This is a genomic window from Arthrobacter luteolus NBRC 107841, from assembly GCF_001552075.1.
GTDB lineage: Bacteria > Actinomycetota > Actinomycetes > Actinomycetales > Micrococcaceae > Arthrobacter_B > Arthrobacter_B luteolus.
Genome location: NZ_BCQM01000013.1, coordinates 26,225 through 40,693, shown reverse-complemented (window position 1 = coordinate 40,693; position 14,469 = coordinate 26,225). Strand labels below are relative to the sequence as shown.

The window sequence follows — 14,469 nt, the reverse complement described above, 5'->3', positions numbered from 1 at the left end:
TCCAAGGTACCGCGCCCGCGGGCGCCGGCGGCATCATAGACTGCGTTCGTGGCTTCTTCACTGCCCGATCCAGAGCCTGGAGCTCCGGCACTTCCTGACGCGCTCTCCGGCGTGCGCATCTATGCGCAGCTGAAGCCCGACGGCGCCGGGCTGGCGGAACTGCGCCGGCTGCAGTCAGCGGTCCGGCAAGTCGCGCCGGGGACCCGGCGGGTCTCCGCGGACCGGCTGCACCTGACCCTGATCCATTTCGGACGGGCTGACGACGCCTTCTCCCGTCTCACCACAGCCACCGGCGTCGAACCGGACGCTTATGCCCGGGCACTGGCCCGGTATCTGAAGGTCACTGCTGATGCCCTGCCGGAGGATGAATTTGTCCTTGAGCCCCGCGGGCTGGCGGGCTTCGGGCGGGACGGGTCCACCCTGGCGGTGGAGTACGCTGCGTCGGCCGGGCTCCGAACTCTCCACGCCGTGCTCTATTCGCTGCTGCTGGAGTTCCTTGCCGAGTGCGCGGTTCCGGACCCGGCAGGCTACGCTGCGGGCGATCCGGCCCTGGCGTTCGCGGCGCGGCTGCATCCGCATATCAGCTTGCTGCACGGGTTCCACGGCTTCAGCGGGCCGCCGCCGCTGCTGAACCTGGAACCTGTCCGGCTGCGGGCGACGCCGGTGCTGTACCGGAGCTGACCCGGAGCGGGGCGTCGCCTAGCGGAGGGCTGCGGCGGGCAGGAGGCTTTCCCGCACGACCTCGACGCCGCGCTCCTGGATCTGGCATGCGGCGCTTTCGCTGAGACCGGAGTCGCTGATGATGAGGTCAAGTTCTTCCAGGGCCAGGACCCGGTATTTTGCGTAGCGCCCGAACTTGCTGCTGTCCGCCAGCAGCACCGTCTTTTCGGCGGATGCCATGGCGGCGCGCTTCGGATCCACCTTGGCCTCCACCGGCGTCGTGATCCCGTGCTGGACGTCCCAGGAACTGGAGGATAGAAACGCGATGTCCAGGGACAGCTCGGCCAGCGTCAGGGTGGCAAGGCGGCCGATCATCGACTTGTTGTCCCGGTCCACCCGCCCGCCGACACAGATGAGCTCAACGCCCGGAAACTCGAGGAAGGCTGCCGCCGTGGCCAGGTCATTGGACACGACGGTGAGGTTCCGGCGGTCCTGCAGGTACGGGCACATGGCCTGGACAGTGGTCCCGGCGTCCAGATAGACAGTCATGGAATCGGCCACCAGCTCCGCAGCATGGCTGGCTATCGCGGCCTTAGCCGGCAGATCGGCCGCTTCCTTCACGGAACGGCTCGGTTCCTCCAGAAGCCTGCTGACGGCGAGGACGCCGCCCTGCGTCACTTCAACGTCTCCCGCCTCGGCGAGAGCGGCGACGTCGCGGCGGGCCGTCATGTGGCTGACGCCGAGCAACTCGGTGATTTCCCGGTAGCTGAGCACTCTTTGGGCGCGCAGGTGCTGGAGAATCTGCTGCCTGCGCTGCTCCGGAATCAGGGATATCGACTTTGCCATTGGTGCCTCCCGGTTCAATCTACCGGAGAATGCGTCCAGGGACTGTTCCACCGCTCAGCGAGCTCGCGGATCTGGACCGGCGTGAGTTCGCGGCGCGGGGAGTTCTCGGTTAGGAGGGCGATCCGGCACGCTTCCTCCAGTTCGGCGGCCCGCTCGACGGCGTCGTCCAGGTCCCTGCCTGAGACCACGGATCCGTGGTTGGCCAGCAGGGCTGCACGGAAGGGGCCACGTGCGCACCGGATGTCTTCGCCGAGCGCCGCATCGCCGGGATGCCGGTAGGGCAGCAGGGGGCTCTGTCCCACCCGCATCACGAAGTACGGAGTGAGCGGCGGAACGGCGTTCAGATCAGACCATGGGGTCCGGCAGGAGAGGGCGACAGCCTGCGGAGAGTGCAGGTGGACAATCGCCTGGTGTTCTTCGCCCCGCTGGTAGAAACCGGCGTGCAGCGGCGTTTCCTTTGAAGCGGGGGCGCCGCCGAGGTGGACGCCGGTGAGCGAGACCCTGGCCAGATCAGCTTCGGTCAGGTGCCCCAGGGAGGCGCCGGTACCGGTGATGAGGAAACTGTCTCCGTCCCGCAGGCTCAGGTTGCCGGTGGCGCCCGGGCTCAGCCCCATGTCGACGAGCCGACGTCCGGCGGTGATGAGCTGGTGATGGATACTCATGCCAGGCGCTCCCAGGCTGAAACGAAAAGGTCATGTCCGCCGAAGTTGCCGCTCTTGAGAGCCAGGGCAAACGGGCGTCCGCCGGCCTCCGCCGTGGACCAGCACACCCCCGGCGCGAGCTCGGGGCCGATCTGCAGGGACTGGATGCCCAATCCGCGCACGACGGCTCCGCTGGTTTCGCCGCCCGCGACGATGAGCGCAGAAACGGCTGGGTCGGCCGTGAGGTGAACGGCAACCTGAGTCAGCACGTGCTCGATGACAGGTGCGCTCTCCACTCCGTCTACCAGGGTGTGGACGTCTTCACGGCTCCGGGCTGCGCACACCACGGGGGTGGAATCCGGTGCCTGCGCCAGGAACCAGGCGGCCAGGTCGGCGGCCGCCGCCCCGGGATCGGCGATGGCGGTGCGGATATCGATCTGCCGCACCGGCTGAGTGCGTGCGGCGTGTGCAACCTGGGCCAGGGTGGTGCTGGAGACGCTCCCGCACAGGATGCCTCCCCGCCCCCGGCGCGGCGGGGCCCAGGACGCACCGGCCGCGCCGGGGCCGGTCATGCCCAGAGCCAGTCCGGAACCGCCGGAGACCAGCACATGCTCCGAAACCGCGGCGGCAATGATGCCCAGATCCTCATCATCAATGGCGTCAACCACCACGTAGCGGCCCTCGGCGGCATCGATCGCTGCGCGGAGTTCCGCGGGCCCGCTCCGGACCACCGGCCGGGCAACTTCGCTGACCGTGTGCGGGGTCTGCGGACCCAGCAGCTCGGTCAGGCGCGAGCGGGTCATGGGCGTCAGGGGATGGTGCCGCATGGAGGAGTTCTCGAGGAGTACGCCGTTCACAAAGAGGTGACCGTTGTAGACAGTGCGTCCGTTGGCCGGAAGCGACGGCACCACAACGCACCGCGGCGCGCCGAGTTCATCCGCGACGGCGTCGAGCACCGGCCCGATGTTTCCCCCGGGGGTGGAATCAAAGGTGGAGCAGTACTTCACATAGAAGCGGGCAGCACCCCAGGCGCGCAGCCGGCGGAGCGCGTCCAGCGAGGCGGCCACCGCGGCCTCCTTCGGCTCGGACCGGCTCTTCAAGGCAATAACGACGGCGTCGAGGCCGGCCAGCTCCCCGGCGGCGGGCGTTCCGTCCTCGATGACGACGGCCACCCGGTGGCCCGAGCGCCGGAGCATGGTGGCTATATCCGTGGCGCCAGTGAAGTCGTCAGCGATGATTCCAAGCACTTTTGTGATCCTTTCCGAACCAGCCGGTGAGGCGGCAGTTATCGGACTCGACTGTAACACCGCACTGTGAACGGTTGTTAAGCGTTGGTAATTTGTTGTACGAAATTAGAAATGTGTGTCACAGTGATTCCCGGCACGTTCGAAGGTCGAGCGGTGCTCACGAAGATTTGGACGCCACCGTGATTCTCCCTCACCGCGCTCGACGACGAGCTCCCATCCGCGTAGCCCTCACCGGGGCAAACGGCGGCTACGGGCGTACGTTCCTTGCCCAGCTTGCCTGCACCCCCGAAATCCTGCCTGCGGTCCTGGTGGATCCGGATGCCGCCGGTGTGCTGGCCATGCTCGAAGAACTGGGCATCCCCGCCTCCCGTGCCGCCGCGTCCAGCGGCCCGGCACAGACCGCGGAAATTATTGCCAGCGGCCGCATTGCGCTGATCGGGTCCGTTGACGCCCTCGACTGGGCAGGCATCGACGTCCTGGTTGAGGCCTGCGGCCGGGTGGGCGCCGGCGCCGCCTATGCCGAGGCAGCACTGGAGAACAACACCCATGTGGTGATGGTCAGCAAAGAGGTGGACACCGTTGTCGGCGTCGAGCTCAGCGCGCGCGCAGCGGAGAAGGGACTCAGCTATCTCCCGGGCGACGGTGACCAGCCGGCCAACCTGCTGCGCCTGGTGGACTGGGTCAGCGCCGTCGGACTGGACATCGTGGCCATCGGCAAGGCGGGGGAGTACGACCTGCAGTTCGACCCCGCGACCGGCCGGGTGAGCCAGGCAGGCGAAAGCATCGACGCCCCGCAGCTGACCGGGCTGCTGGAACTTGGCAGTAGTATTACCGACACCCTGGACCAGCGGGCCGAAGCAGTCAGCCCGCTCAAGCGGGCAGCAGCTGCCGATTCGTGCGAAATGACGGTTGTCGCCATGCGCACCGGCATGATGGCCGATGTGGAGGCCATGCATTACCCCGTGGCCCGGATTAATGAACTTGCCGACATCTACGCCGCACGCGAAGACGGCGGCATCCTGGCGAACGACGGCGTGGTGGACGTTTTCTCCGCCCTCCGGCTGCCGGGTGAGGCGAGCTTCGCCGGCGGCGTCTTCGCCATCGTCCGCACCGGCGATCCTGTCACCTGGGAAATCCTCCGGGGCAAGGGCCACGTCGTCAGCCGCGACGGCAGGTACGCCTGCATTTACTGGCCGTACCACTACATGGGTGTGGAGACACCGCTCACGGTGCATGCCGCCGTCGAACTGGTGGAGGCTCCTCCGGCAGTGCCGGGCATGATCCTCGCCGGCCGCGCCCTGTGCGACCTGCCGGCCGGAACCGATCTGGCCGTAGCCGGACACCACCACGAAATTGACTCGGTTGCACCCGTGATGATCGCTTCCGACCCCGCCGCCTCCCCGTTCTACCTGCTCGACGGCGCCCGGCTGATCCGCCCGGTTGCCCAGGGCAGCCTGATCGGCTTTGCCGACGTCGAAGGCGTGGACTCCGGAGCCCTGACCCTGTACCTCGCGGGGGCTTCCCGCGGACGAACCAATCGATCGGAGTAAATCAATGACGTTCTTTACTTCCCCCGCCCCCTGCCGAGGGCTCGTCTCCTTGGAGCGCGCGGCATGAGCCCCGAGATTATTGCCCTCATCGGGCTCGCGGCAGTTTTCACCATCTCCTCTGTCCGCAACGTGCACATGGGTGCGCTGGCCCTGGTGGCTGCGTTCATTATTGGCATCGGCGTCGTCGGCGAGAGCCTGAAGGACGTCCTCGGCGGCTTCCCCGTGGACGCCCTGATCATCCTGGTGGGCATCACCTATCTCTTCGGGCTGGCGCATGAAACCGGCACCATCAAGTGGCTGGTGGACCGTTCCCTGGATCTCATCGGGGACCGCGTGGCCCTGCTGCCCTGGGGTCTGTGGGCCATTGCAACGGCGGTAGCCTGCATGGGAACCTCCCACGCCGCCTTCGCCGTCGTTCCCATTGCGATGACCCTGGCGCACAGCCACAGGATCAACTCCACCATGATGGGCATCGCCATGAGCTCGGCGATTGTCGGCGGCGCGCTGGCACCCACCAGCATCGTCGGCATCACCGTGCAGACCGTGGCTTCCGAAGCCAACGTCCCCTACAACGCTGCGCTGATGTTCGGCCTCTCCATCGGCGTGAACGCCCTCGTTGTCCTGGTGGCCTTCTTTATGTTCGGCGGACGCGAACTCATTGCCCGCACCCGCGCCGGCTCGGCCGGCCGCAGCGGCGGCACCGGCGAAGTCCCGTCCTCGGGCGGCACCCGCAGCTCCGGCGGAGGCACCCTGGTGCTCAACCGGGCCGATGCCAAGGTCAAGGCTGCAGCGCGTCCGAAACTGGAACCCATGCAGATGCTTGTCATCGCCTCCATCTTCGTCCTGGTGGGCGGTTTCTTCACCCTCAACCAGCTCGACGTCGACGTGAACCTCGGTGTGGTGGCGCTGACGATCGCCGTCATCCTCTCCCTGGTGGATCCGGGCGTAGGCCGCAAGGCCATCGCCCGCATCGACTGGAGCACCACCCTGCTGCTCGGCGGCATCATCACCTACGTGGCGGTCCTGACCCGCCTCGGCGCCATCGACCAGCTCGGCGAGGCAGCCCGCTCGGTGAGCCAGCCGCTGCTCGCGGCGTTCGTCATCTGCGTCATCGCAGCCCTGGTGTCGGCCTTCGCTTCCACCATCGGCATCATCGGTGCGCTGATCCCGCTCGCGGTTCCGCTGCTGATTCCCGGCGGCGGCCTGGAGATGACCGGTTTCATCTATGCGCTGGCCATCTCGGCGTCGCTGGTGGACTGTGCTCCGTTTGGAACAACCGGCGCGACGATTGTTGCCTCGACGGTGGAGGAACACCGCTCCACGGTGAACAAGCACCTGACCATCTGGGGTCTGTCGATGGTCATCATTGGGCCGGTCCTCACTCTCGGAGTCCTCGTGGTTCCCTTCCTCTGGGCCTAGGCCCCACAAACCTGGTCCGAACCAGGATGGACATACCGCAAAGGGCGGGCGCTGCGGCACGCAGTGCCCGCCCTTTGCGTGTCCGGCGCCATTACTTTCCCTGACCAGTCCGGACTCATCCTGCACACCCGTGCCGGCGGCGCGCGCCCGTCCACATCCGCGCCGCATCCCGCCGGCCGGCGCTGATCCCGGTGCAGGCTGGGCGCATGAGAGCCAAAGACATTGTGGGCCGGACCGGTGAAGGCCTTGCTGCGGACCATCTGGCCGCCGCCGGATACGACATTGTCGAACGGAACTGGCGCTGTCCGCAGGGGGAAATCGATCTCGTGGTGAGGGACGGCGCCACGCTGGTTGTGGTGGAGGTCAAGACCCGGTCCTCCCTGAACTATGGGCACCCGTTCGAAGCGGTCAGCTCCGCGAAACTGGCCCGGCTGTATGTGCTTGCGGCTGCCTGGGCCCGGGCCCACCCGGCCGCGGCCAAAGAATGGCGGGTGGATGCCGTCTCCGTACTGCTGCCGGCCTCCGGCGGCCCGGCAGGCAGTGCAGACCCCGTCATCGAACACCTGAAGGGAATCGGCTGATGGGGCTGGGCCGCACTTATGGGGTAGGCCTGACGGGCTTGGAGGGGAGAATCGTCGAGGTGGAGGCCGACATAGGCCAGAACCTGCCCGCCTTTATTCTGCTGGGTCTTCCCGACGCGTCCCTGAATGAGTCACGCGACCGGGTGAAGTCCGCAGCAAAAAACTCCGGGCTTCCGTTGAGCCGGCGCAAGATCACGGTGAATCTCATGCCGGCAGATGTCCACAAGCGCGGCTCCGGCTTCGACCTGGCGATCGTTATGGCGGCGTTGGCCGCAGCAGGCGACGTGCGGAGCACCGGCAGGACCGTGTTCCTGGCCGAACTGGGACTGGATGGGAGACTGCGTCCGCTGCGCGGCATCCTGCCCTCGGTGATGGCGGCGGTCGAGGCCGGGTTCCAGGACATAGTGGTGGCGGAAGCCAATGCTGCTGAAGCGTCGCTGGTTCCGTCTGCCCGGGTGGGCGGTTTCGCGTCCCTGGCCGCTGTCGCCCAGCGGTTCGGAGCCGATCCTGAACATCTCGTTTTTCCTCCCGTCACTCCCGCGGCAAAGCCAGGTCAGCAGGAGAATACGGCCGCAGCCGGACAAAGCGTCCCCGACCTGGCGGACATCGCCGGCCAGTCCGAGGCCCGGTTCGCCCTGGAAGTTGCCGCGGCCGGGGCGCATCACCTGCTGATGACCGGTCCGCCCGGAGCCGGAAAGACCATGCTGGCCGAACGGCTGCCCGGCCTGCTCCCGGATTTGGGTGACACGGCGGCCATGGAGGTCACGGCCATTCATTCACTCGATGTCCGGGGCGGACCCTGCACCGGGCTGATCCGCCGCCCGCCTTTCGAGAATCCGCACCATACTGCCACCGCCGCAGCGGTGATCGGGGGAGGGGCCGGCATCCCGCGTCCCGGAGCCGCCTCCCGCGCCCACCGGGGTGTCCTTTTCCTGGACGAAGCACCCGAATACGAGGCACGGGTCCTGGACGCCCTGCGCCAGCCGCTGGAAAGCGGCACGCTGGTACTGCACCGGGCCGCGGGTACAGCGGTGTACCCCGCACGCTTCCAGCTGGTCCTGGCTGCCAACCCCTGCCCCTGCGGCCTGGCCAGCGGAAAGGGCATCGACTGTACCTGCAGCGCCCAGCAGCGGCGCCGCTACTTCGGCCGGCTCTCCGGTCCGCTGCTGGACCGGGTAGACCTGCAGCTCGAGATCCGCCGCGTTTCGCTGCCTGAGTTCGCCGCCGCGGGGAGCGCGGAGACAACGGCAGACGTCGCCCGGCGGGTGGTCCGGGCAAGGCAACGCCAGCGGGAGCGGCTCAGCCCGTGGGGCTGCGCGACCAATGCGGAAGTCCCCGGTCCGGTGCTGCGTGGTGCGCTGAAGCCGCTGGACACCGCCACCAAGGCGCTTGACCGCGCCATGGACCGGCAGTCCCTTACCGCCCGCGGATACGACCGGGTCCTGCGGGTGGCCTGGTCCATTGCCGATCTGTCCGGACATGATGCGCCTGACGCCGACGACATTGGTCAGGCGCTGAGCTTCCGGCAGCAGGCGGTGGCAGCATGAGCCGGCCTGGGCCCGGGATTCTCCTGGCACGGGCGGCCCTGTCCCGCCTCATCGAACCGTCCGACACCGTTGGCCAGGCGCTTGTGATGGCTGCGGGGCCCGAAGCCGCAGTGCGGATCGCGTCCGGCCGGCAAAAGCCCGGTGCCGCAGACCGCCGGGGGATCAGCGCCATCCTGGAGGAGAACGGCATCCGCGGTTCGGAACTGACGCTGAACGAGGCACTGGAACGCTGGCGTCCGCGGGTAGCTGACCTGGCGCCGGAACGCGATCTGAGCACGGTCTCCCGGTTCGGCGGAGCCTTGCTGGTGCCGGAGGATCAGCGCTGGCCGGAGTCGCTGTACGAGCTGGGACTCGGGATGCCGTTCTGCCTCTGGGTGAGGGGCAGCGCCGCCGTCCCGCCGTCAGCCCGGTGCGTCGCCGTGGTTGGTTCCCGGGACGCCACGGCGTACGGGCTGTCCATCACCGGAGACCTGTCCGCCGGACTGGTGCAGCGCGGCCGGACAGTGATCTCCGGGGGCGCCTACGGGATCGATGCGCAGGCCCATCGGTCCGCGCTCGCCGTGGCCGGCGGAGGCGGGCCGTCGCCAGGGGAGCAGTCCTGGATTCCGACCATCGCCGTGCTGGCCGGCGGGATAGACCGCTTCTACCCGGCGGGCAACGAGGACCTGCTCCGGGCTGTGGCGGACCGGGGGCTTGTCCTCAGTGAAGTTCCACCTGGATCCGCGCCCACGCGCTGGAGATTCCTGCAGCGGAACCGGCTCATCGCGGCTCTCAGCGCATCAACCGTCGTGGTGGAAGCCCGCTGGCGTTCAGGGGCTCTGAATACTGCCCACCATGCAGCCGGCCTGGGGCGGGGTGTTGGGGCTGTTCCGGGATCGGTGTATTCCGCCAATTCCGCGGGCTGTCATCGGCTGCTGCGCGACGGCAGCGCTGTCTGCGTGACCGACGCCGCCGAGATAGCGGAACTCTCCGATCCCTTCGGTCTGCCGTCCCCGGAGCCAGCGGGTCACGGTGAAACACGGCCCGGAAAAGCACAGCCCGGTGAAGCTTGGTCCACATCCGGCACTTCTGAACGGGCCGACCACGACGGCCTGGCAGCCGAGGACATCCTGCTCCTGGACGCCTTGCCGCTGCGAACCGGCTCGGCGGTGGAGAAGCTGGCTACGGTCGCTGGCCTCGGGCTCCCGGCGGTGCGGGCAGGCCTGGGCCGCCTTGAACTCGAAGGCCTGGCCCGGCGCTCGGGCAGCGGCTTATGGCAACGCGCCAAGCGCAGCACCAACTGATCCAACGACAGGTCATTTCTCGAACAACCAAAGGACAGCATCATGCGGACCCATAAAGTCATCACCTCGCCCCTGGGCATCCTCACCCTCGTGGCCGAAGACGCCGTGCTTACCGCAGTGGAGCCGGCGGCTCCTGATCCTGCCGCGCCGGGAGCCGCCCGCTACGGGCTATCGGCCGAGAACGGTTTCGAAGCGGTTGAACGTCAGCTCGAGGAGTACTTCGAAGGCAGGCGGTGCTGCCTGGACCTGCCGGCCAGCCAGCCCGGGACGCCCTTCCAGCAGCAGGTGTGGGCGGCGGTCAGCTCCATCCCCTACGGTCAGACCCGCAGCTACAAGCAGCTGGCCCTGGAACTCGGAGATGCTGCCAAGGCACGCAGCGTCGGCGCCGCGCTGTCCCGCAACGCCCTGAACATCCTGGTGCCCACCCACAGGGTGGTCGGCACCCGCGGAGCCCTGACGGGATACTCCGGCGGGGTGGACGCCAAACGTGTCCTCCTCGCACTGGAGGCAAGCCCCGGAAATGAAGCCCTCCGCCAGCAGTGTGCGGGAGCCGGTGTGCCTGCTTGAAGCTGGCCGGTAAAGCGGGGAAGGTGGGACGGTGAGTAACACCGGAGCAGCACCACGTACTGGGGGAGCAGTCAAAGCTGCCGCAGGAATCCAGGGCAAGGTTTCCAGCAACGCGGCGGACCCCGGCCGGGCCCGATCCACAGCCAGCCGGTCCGCGGCGGCCAGGCCTGCCGAATTCAGCCAGGCCCTGGAGTCCTTCTGCAGCTATCTCTCCGCCGAACGGGCCCGCTCCGAACACACGGTCCGCGCGTACGAGGGCGACATCGCCGGACTCCTGGACTATGCGGCCGGGCTGGGCGTCACCACGCTGGCCGAAATAAACCTGCACCTGCTGCGCGGCTGGCTGGGCACGCTCAACGAAGCCGGGCTCGCACGGGCCACCCTGGCGCGCCGGGCCGCGACCGCACGGTCCTTCACCGGGTGGGCCCTGAGGGAAGAGAAGATCGAGGCGGATCCCGCGCTTCGGCTCAAGGCTCCGAAGCGGACCAAAACCCTTCCCGGGGTGCTGCGTCCGGCGCAGCTGGAGATCCTCTTTGAAGCACTCGCGGCGGCGGCCGCGGAAGGCGGAGGCCTGGCCCTCCGTGACAGGGCGCTGGTGGAACTGCTTTATGCCACAGGAATCCGGGTGGGGGAACTTGCCGGGCTCGACGTAGACGACCTCGATCTGGACCGGCGCACCCTCAGGGTCCTGGGCAAAGGAAACAAGGAACGCACCGTCCCCTACGGGCTCCCAGCCGCGCTGGCAGTGGACGACTGGCTCCGCCGGGGGCGGTCCGACTTCGCCGGGCCGGACAGCGGGCCGGCATTGTTCCTGGGCCAGCGCGGACGCCGGATCGATCCACGCCAGGTGCGGGCCGTCACCTCCGCGCTGTTCGAGTCCCTCGGAGACACTTCGGCCAGTGGCCCCCATGCCCTGCGGCACAGCGCCGCGACACACCTCCTGGATGGCGGGGCCGATCTGCGCAGCGTCCAGGAGATCCTGGGGCACAGCAGTCTCGCCACGACCCAGCTCTACACCCATGTGTCCGTTGACCGGCTCCGGCGGAGCTACCAGCAGGCCCACCCACGCGCATGAGCTCGGCAGCGCGGTGGAGCGGCGAAGTGGAAATCTGGGCAGTGCAGCAAATTGCGACTAACAACCAAGTAGTTTCATTGGCGTAATTGCGTAACATACGGCACAATGATGCTAGGTCTCACACCGAGTAGTCCGGCGATGCCACAGGACTGCGAAAGTTTCAGGGCACACAGGCAGGATTCCGTCCCGCTATGCAGGTCGTTGGGGAAGACGCACCTACAGCTACGGAGGATGGAATGACTGTTGTGATGGCGCACGGCGTATTGTTCGTGCACTCAGCCCCTTCTGCGTTGTGCCCTCATATCGAGTGGGCCATCGGTTCCGTCGTTGAGAAGCGGACGGACTTTGAGTGGGCTCCGCAGCCCGCCGCACCCGGGATGGTCCGCGCAGAACTTGCCTGGTCCGGTCCGCAGGGGACCGGATCGCTGCTGGCCTCCGCGCTGCGTGGCTGGGCACACCTCCGCTATGAGGTCACAGAAGAAGCCAGCGCGGGCGCCGACGGCAGCCGCTGGTCCCACACTCCTGAGCTGGGAATCTTCCACGCCACCACGGATGTGCACGGGAACATCATGGTTTCCGAAGACCGCATCCGGTACGCCTATGAAAACGGTGCAGGCGATCCCGCCGCCGTTTACCACGAGCTTTCCCTCGCACTGGGCGAGGCCTGGGACGATGAACTTGAACCGTTCCGCCATGCTGCCGACGGAGCTCCTGTCCGCTGGCTGCACCAGGTCGGCTGACCACCGTCCCCAGCAGGCCGACGCCGCGGAACGGCCTCCGTTAGAGGTCATTGACCGGACGTGCTGCCGCCTGCCCGGCGGATCGAGCTGACGCAACATTCCGGAAATGACTTGCCGTATCGGAAAGTGTTGCTTAGTCTTTCCAACATGGAAAGTGAATTTCAGCGGCCGACACGCGCCGAAGCAGCCAGTGCCCTGACCGAACTGGGAGCGGACCGGGAACGGCTGGCAGAGAGCATTCGCGTTCCCTGGCCGCTCCTGGCCGGTTTTGGAGCCGTTGCTGCGTGGTGGGTTGGAGCGGCTGCCACGGCATCTCCCGGCCAGGGCTACGAACCGCCGTCATCCGGGGTGATGATCCTGGCCATAGTCCTGGTCCTTATGTACCTGGTCCAGCGGAATACGGGGATCCGCTTCCGGAGCATGGGATTCCATGCAGCGTTGGCCGTGGCCGGAATCGCCGCCGTCTGCCTCATTCTCTTCAGCACCTCCCTGGGATTGGTGTCCCTGGGCCTGCCCTGGGCGGTCCTCTTCACCAGCGCCGCCGCGTTTTGCCTCACAACCTGGCTGGCTGCAGTCGCCTACCGGTCCGCAGCCGCGAAACTGCGCCATGGATGAGCCGCGCTTCGACGAGGTCATCCACGCACCGCTGCGGCTGCGGATCTGCGGGCTCCTCCATCCTGTCGACCGGCTCGACTTTGGTGTGCTGCGAACTGCCCTGGACGTTTCGGATGCCACCCTGTCCAAGCATGTGAAAACCCTGGCGGAGTCCGGCTATGTCCTGGCCGACAAAGCAGCGAAAGCGGACCGGGGAGATGCCCGCCGGGTCATGTGGCTCTCGCTCTCCCGGGCAGGGCGGTCTGCCTTTGAAGCGCATGTGCGGGCACTTCAACAGATCGCCGGCACAGCCGGACAGTAGGCGGCCAGGCCGCTGCCCCTGACGAAACCGCGGCACGGTCTGCGCTTAAAGCTAAAGGACGGACCCCGTTCGGGGGCCCGGCCTTTAGCTTGCTGCGGTCAGGTACTTAGTGGTTCCGTAGGGCAACGACGGCGTTGTGCCCGCCGAAGCCGAAGGAGTTGTTCAGCACCACGATGTCGCCTGTGGGCAGGTTGCGGGCTGACGTGACAACGTCGAGCGGGATCTCCGGATCCTGGTTGTCGAGGTTGATGGTGGCCGGGGCCTGCCGGGTGTAAACCGCCATTGCTGTCATCACTGCTTCGACGGCGCCGGAAGCTCCCAGCAGATGCCCGGTCTGGGACTTGGTCGCAGAGACCGCTACGTTGTCCACGTGCGCGCCCAGGGCACTCTTCAGTGCCGTGTACTCGGGCTTGTCTCCGACGGGCGTCGACGTTGCATGGGCGTTGACGTGCACCACGTCTTCGGCATGGGCACGGGCATCAAAGAGCGCTGCTTTGAGCGCACGCGTGGCGCCCAGGCCCTCGGGGTCCGGGGCCGTGATGTGGTAAGCATCGGCGGTAACTGCGGTTCCAGCCAGTTCAGCGTAAATCCGCGCGCCGCGGGCCAGAGCGTGTTCCTCGGCCTCAAGCACCAGGGCACCGGCGCCTTCGCCCATGACAAAGCCGTCGCGGTCTTTGTCGTAGGGGCGGGAAGCGCGCTCGGGGTCGTCATTGCGCTTGGAGAGTGCCTGCATGGAGGCGAAGGAAGCCAGCGGCATCGGGTGGATGGCCGCTTCGGCACCGCCGCAGACAACGATGTCGGCCTTGCCGGACCGGATCAGTTCAAGGCCCTGATGCAGGGACTCGGTGCCGGAGGCGCAGGCAGAAACGGGGGTATGGGCACCGGCACGGGCACCCAGGTCAAGGCTGACGGCAGCGGCCGGGCCATTGGGCATCAGCATGGGGACCGTCATCGGCAGCACGCGCCGGGGTCCCTTTTCCCGCAGGGTGTCCCAGGCATCGAGCAGGGTCCAGACGCCGCCGATCCCGGTGGCGAAGGACACGGCAAGCCGGTCGTGGTCGACGTCGGATTCCGCCAGGCCGGAGTCGGCCCACGCCTCACGGGAGGCGACGACGGCAAACTGCGTCGAGGGGTCCATCCGCTTTGCTTCAACCCGGGAGAGGACCTCAGTGGCCGGGGTGGACACGCGCGCTGCGAAGGTGACGGGCAGGCTGTACTGCTCGACCCAGTCGTCTTCCAGTGTGCGGGCACCGGAGACACCCTTCAGGGCGTTCTTCCACATGGTCGGGACATCTCCGCCGATCGGCGTTGTTGCGCCGAGGCCGGTAATGACTACTTTGCGGGCCATGATTCACTCTCTCGGAAAATTGGTGGTGCGCCCGCCTGGGCGCGGCGGC

General features: G+C 67.5%; 15 protein-coding genes. 11 read left to right on the top strand and 4 right to left on the bottom strand.

What is annotated here, in order from left to right; all coding sequences use genetic code 11:
- The first annotated feature begins 48 nt into the window (after positions 1-48).
- Positions 49-681, top strand: a complete 633-nt coding sequence (locus tag AL3_RS16325; protein ID WP_151723972.1) for a 2'-5' RNA ligase family protein — start codon at positions 49-51, stop codon at positions 679-681.
- A gap of 18 nt (positions 682-699) precedes the next feature.
- On the opposite strand, the gene AL3_RS16320 is transcribed toward AL3_RS16325, so the two are convergent.
- From AL3_RS16320 to otnK, 3 genes are read right to left on the bottom strand one after another with little or no spacing between them, the layout of a single operon-like run.
- Positions 700-1,506 carry a DeoR/GlpR family DNA-binding transcription regulator gene (locus AL3_RS16320; protein ID WP_066303041.1) on the bottom strand — a complete coding sequence of 269 codons (807 nt, stop codon included), beginning with the start codon at positions 1,504-1,506 and terminating at the stop codon, positions 700-702.
- Between the two features lie 14 nt (positions 1,507-1,520).
- The gene (locus tag AL3_RS16315) at positions 1,521-2,168 is read right to left on the bottom strand and encodes a class II aldolase/adducin family protein (protein WP_066303039.1); all 648 of its coding nucleotides are present in this window, start codon (positions 2,166-2,168) and stop codon (positions 1,521-1,523) included.
- On the bottom strand, positions 2,165-3,394 hold the full coding sequence (gene otnK / locus AL3_RS16310; protein WP_083521835.1) for a 3-oxo-tetronate kinase: 1,230 nt from the start codon (positions 3,392-3,394) through the stop codon (positions 2,165-2,167). Before otnK ends, AL3_RS16315 begins: the two co-directional genes overlap by 4 nt.
- 179 nt (positions 3,395-3,573) lie before the next feature.
- On the opposite strand from otnK, the gene AL3_RS16305 reads away from it, so the two are divergent.
- The 10 genes from AL3_RS16305 (at position 3,574) to AL3_RS16260 (ending at position 13,072) form a co-directional block, all read left to right on the top strand.
- Positions 3,574-4,944 (top strand): homoserine dehydrogenase, encoded by a 1,371-nt coding sequence (locus AL3_RS16305; RefSeq protein ID WP_066303086.1) that lies wholly within the window; start codon positions 3,574-3,576, stop codon positions 4,942-4,944.
- Positions 4,945-5,007: 63 nt separating this feature from the next.
- Complete coding sequence (locus AL3_RS16300) at positions 5,008-6,363, top strand: SLC13 family permease (RefSeq protein ID WP_066303037.1); 1,356 nt, start codon at positions 5,008-5,010, stop codon at positions 6,361-6,363.
- 206 nt (positions 6,364-6,569) lie between these two features.
- Entirely contained in the window at positions 6,570-6,944 is a 375-nt protein-coding gene (locus tag AL3_RS16295) for a YraN family protein (protein ID WP_066303035.1), read from the top strand.
- Positions 6,944-8,491, top strand: coding sequence for a YifB family Mg chelatase-like AAA ATPase (locus AL3_RS16290; RefSeq protein WP_066303034.1), 1,548 nt, complete (start codon positions 6,944-6,946; stop codon positions 8,489-8,491). The genes AL3_RS16295 and AL3_RS16290 overlap by 1 nt, the downstream gene beginning before the upstream one ends.
- Entirely contained in the window at positions 8,488-9,774 is a 1,287-nt protein-coding gene (gene dprA, locus AL3_RS16285; protein WP_066303029.1) for a DNA-processing protein DprA, read from the top strand. The genes AL3_RS16290 and dprA overlap by 4 nt, the downstream gene beginning before the upstream one ends.
- Positions 9,775-9,816: 42 nt before the next feature.
- Complete coding sequence (locus AL3_RS16280; protein ID WP_066303028.1) at positions 9,817-10,341, top strand: methylated-DNA--[protein]-cysteine S-methyltransferase; 525 nt, start codon at positions 9,817-9,819, stop codon at positions 10,339-10,341.
- Between the two features lie 187 nt (positions 10,342-10,528).
- On the top strand, positions 10,529-11,416 hold the full coding sequence (locus AL3_RS16275) for a tyrosine recombinase XerC (RefSeq protein WP_066303085.1): 888 nt from the start codon (positions 10,529-10,531) through the stop codon (positions 11,414-11,416).
- A gap of 236 nt (positions 11,417-11,652) precedes the next feature.
- Positions 11,653-12,156: a DUF3145 domain-containing protein gene (locus tag AL3_RS16270; RefSeq protein WP_066303027.1), complete on the top strand. Its 504-nt coding sequence runs from the start codon at positions 11,653-11,655 to the stop codon at positions 12,154-12,156.
- Positions 12,157-12,303: 147 nt separating this feature from the next.
- The gene (locus AL3_RS16265; protein WP_066303022.1) at positions 12,304-12,771 is read left to right on the top strand and encodes a hypothetical protein; all 468 of its coding nucleotides are present in this window, start codon (positions 12,304-12,306) and stop codon (positions 12,769-12,771) included.
- Complete coding sequence (locus AL3_RS16260) at positions 12,764-13,072, top strand: transcriptional regulator (RefSeq protein ID WP_066303021.1); 309 nt, start codon at positions 12,764-12,766, stop codon at positions 13,070-13,072. The genes AL3_RS16265 and AL3_RS16260 overlap by 8 nt, the downstream gene beginning before the upstream one ends.
- Positions 13,073-13,178: 106 nt before the next feature.
- On the opposite strand, the gene fabF is transcribed toward AL3_RS16260, so the two are convergent.
- Positions 13,179-14,420 carry a beta-ketoacyl-ACP synthase II gene (gene fabF / locus AL3_RS16255; RefSeq protein ID WP_066303019.1) on the bottom strand — a complete coding sequence of 414 codons (1,242 nt, stop codon included), beginning with the start codon at positions 14,418-14,420 and terminating at the stop codon, positions 13,179-13,181.
- Between the last annotated feature and the right edge of the window lie 49 nt (positions 14,421-14,469).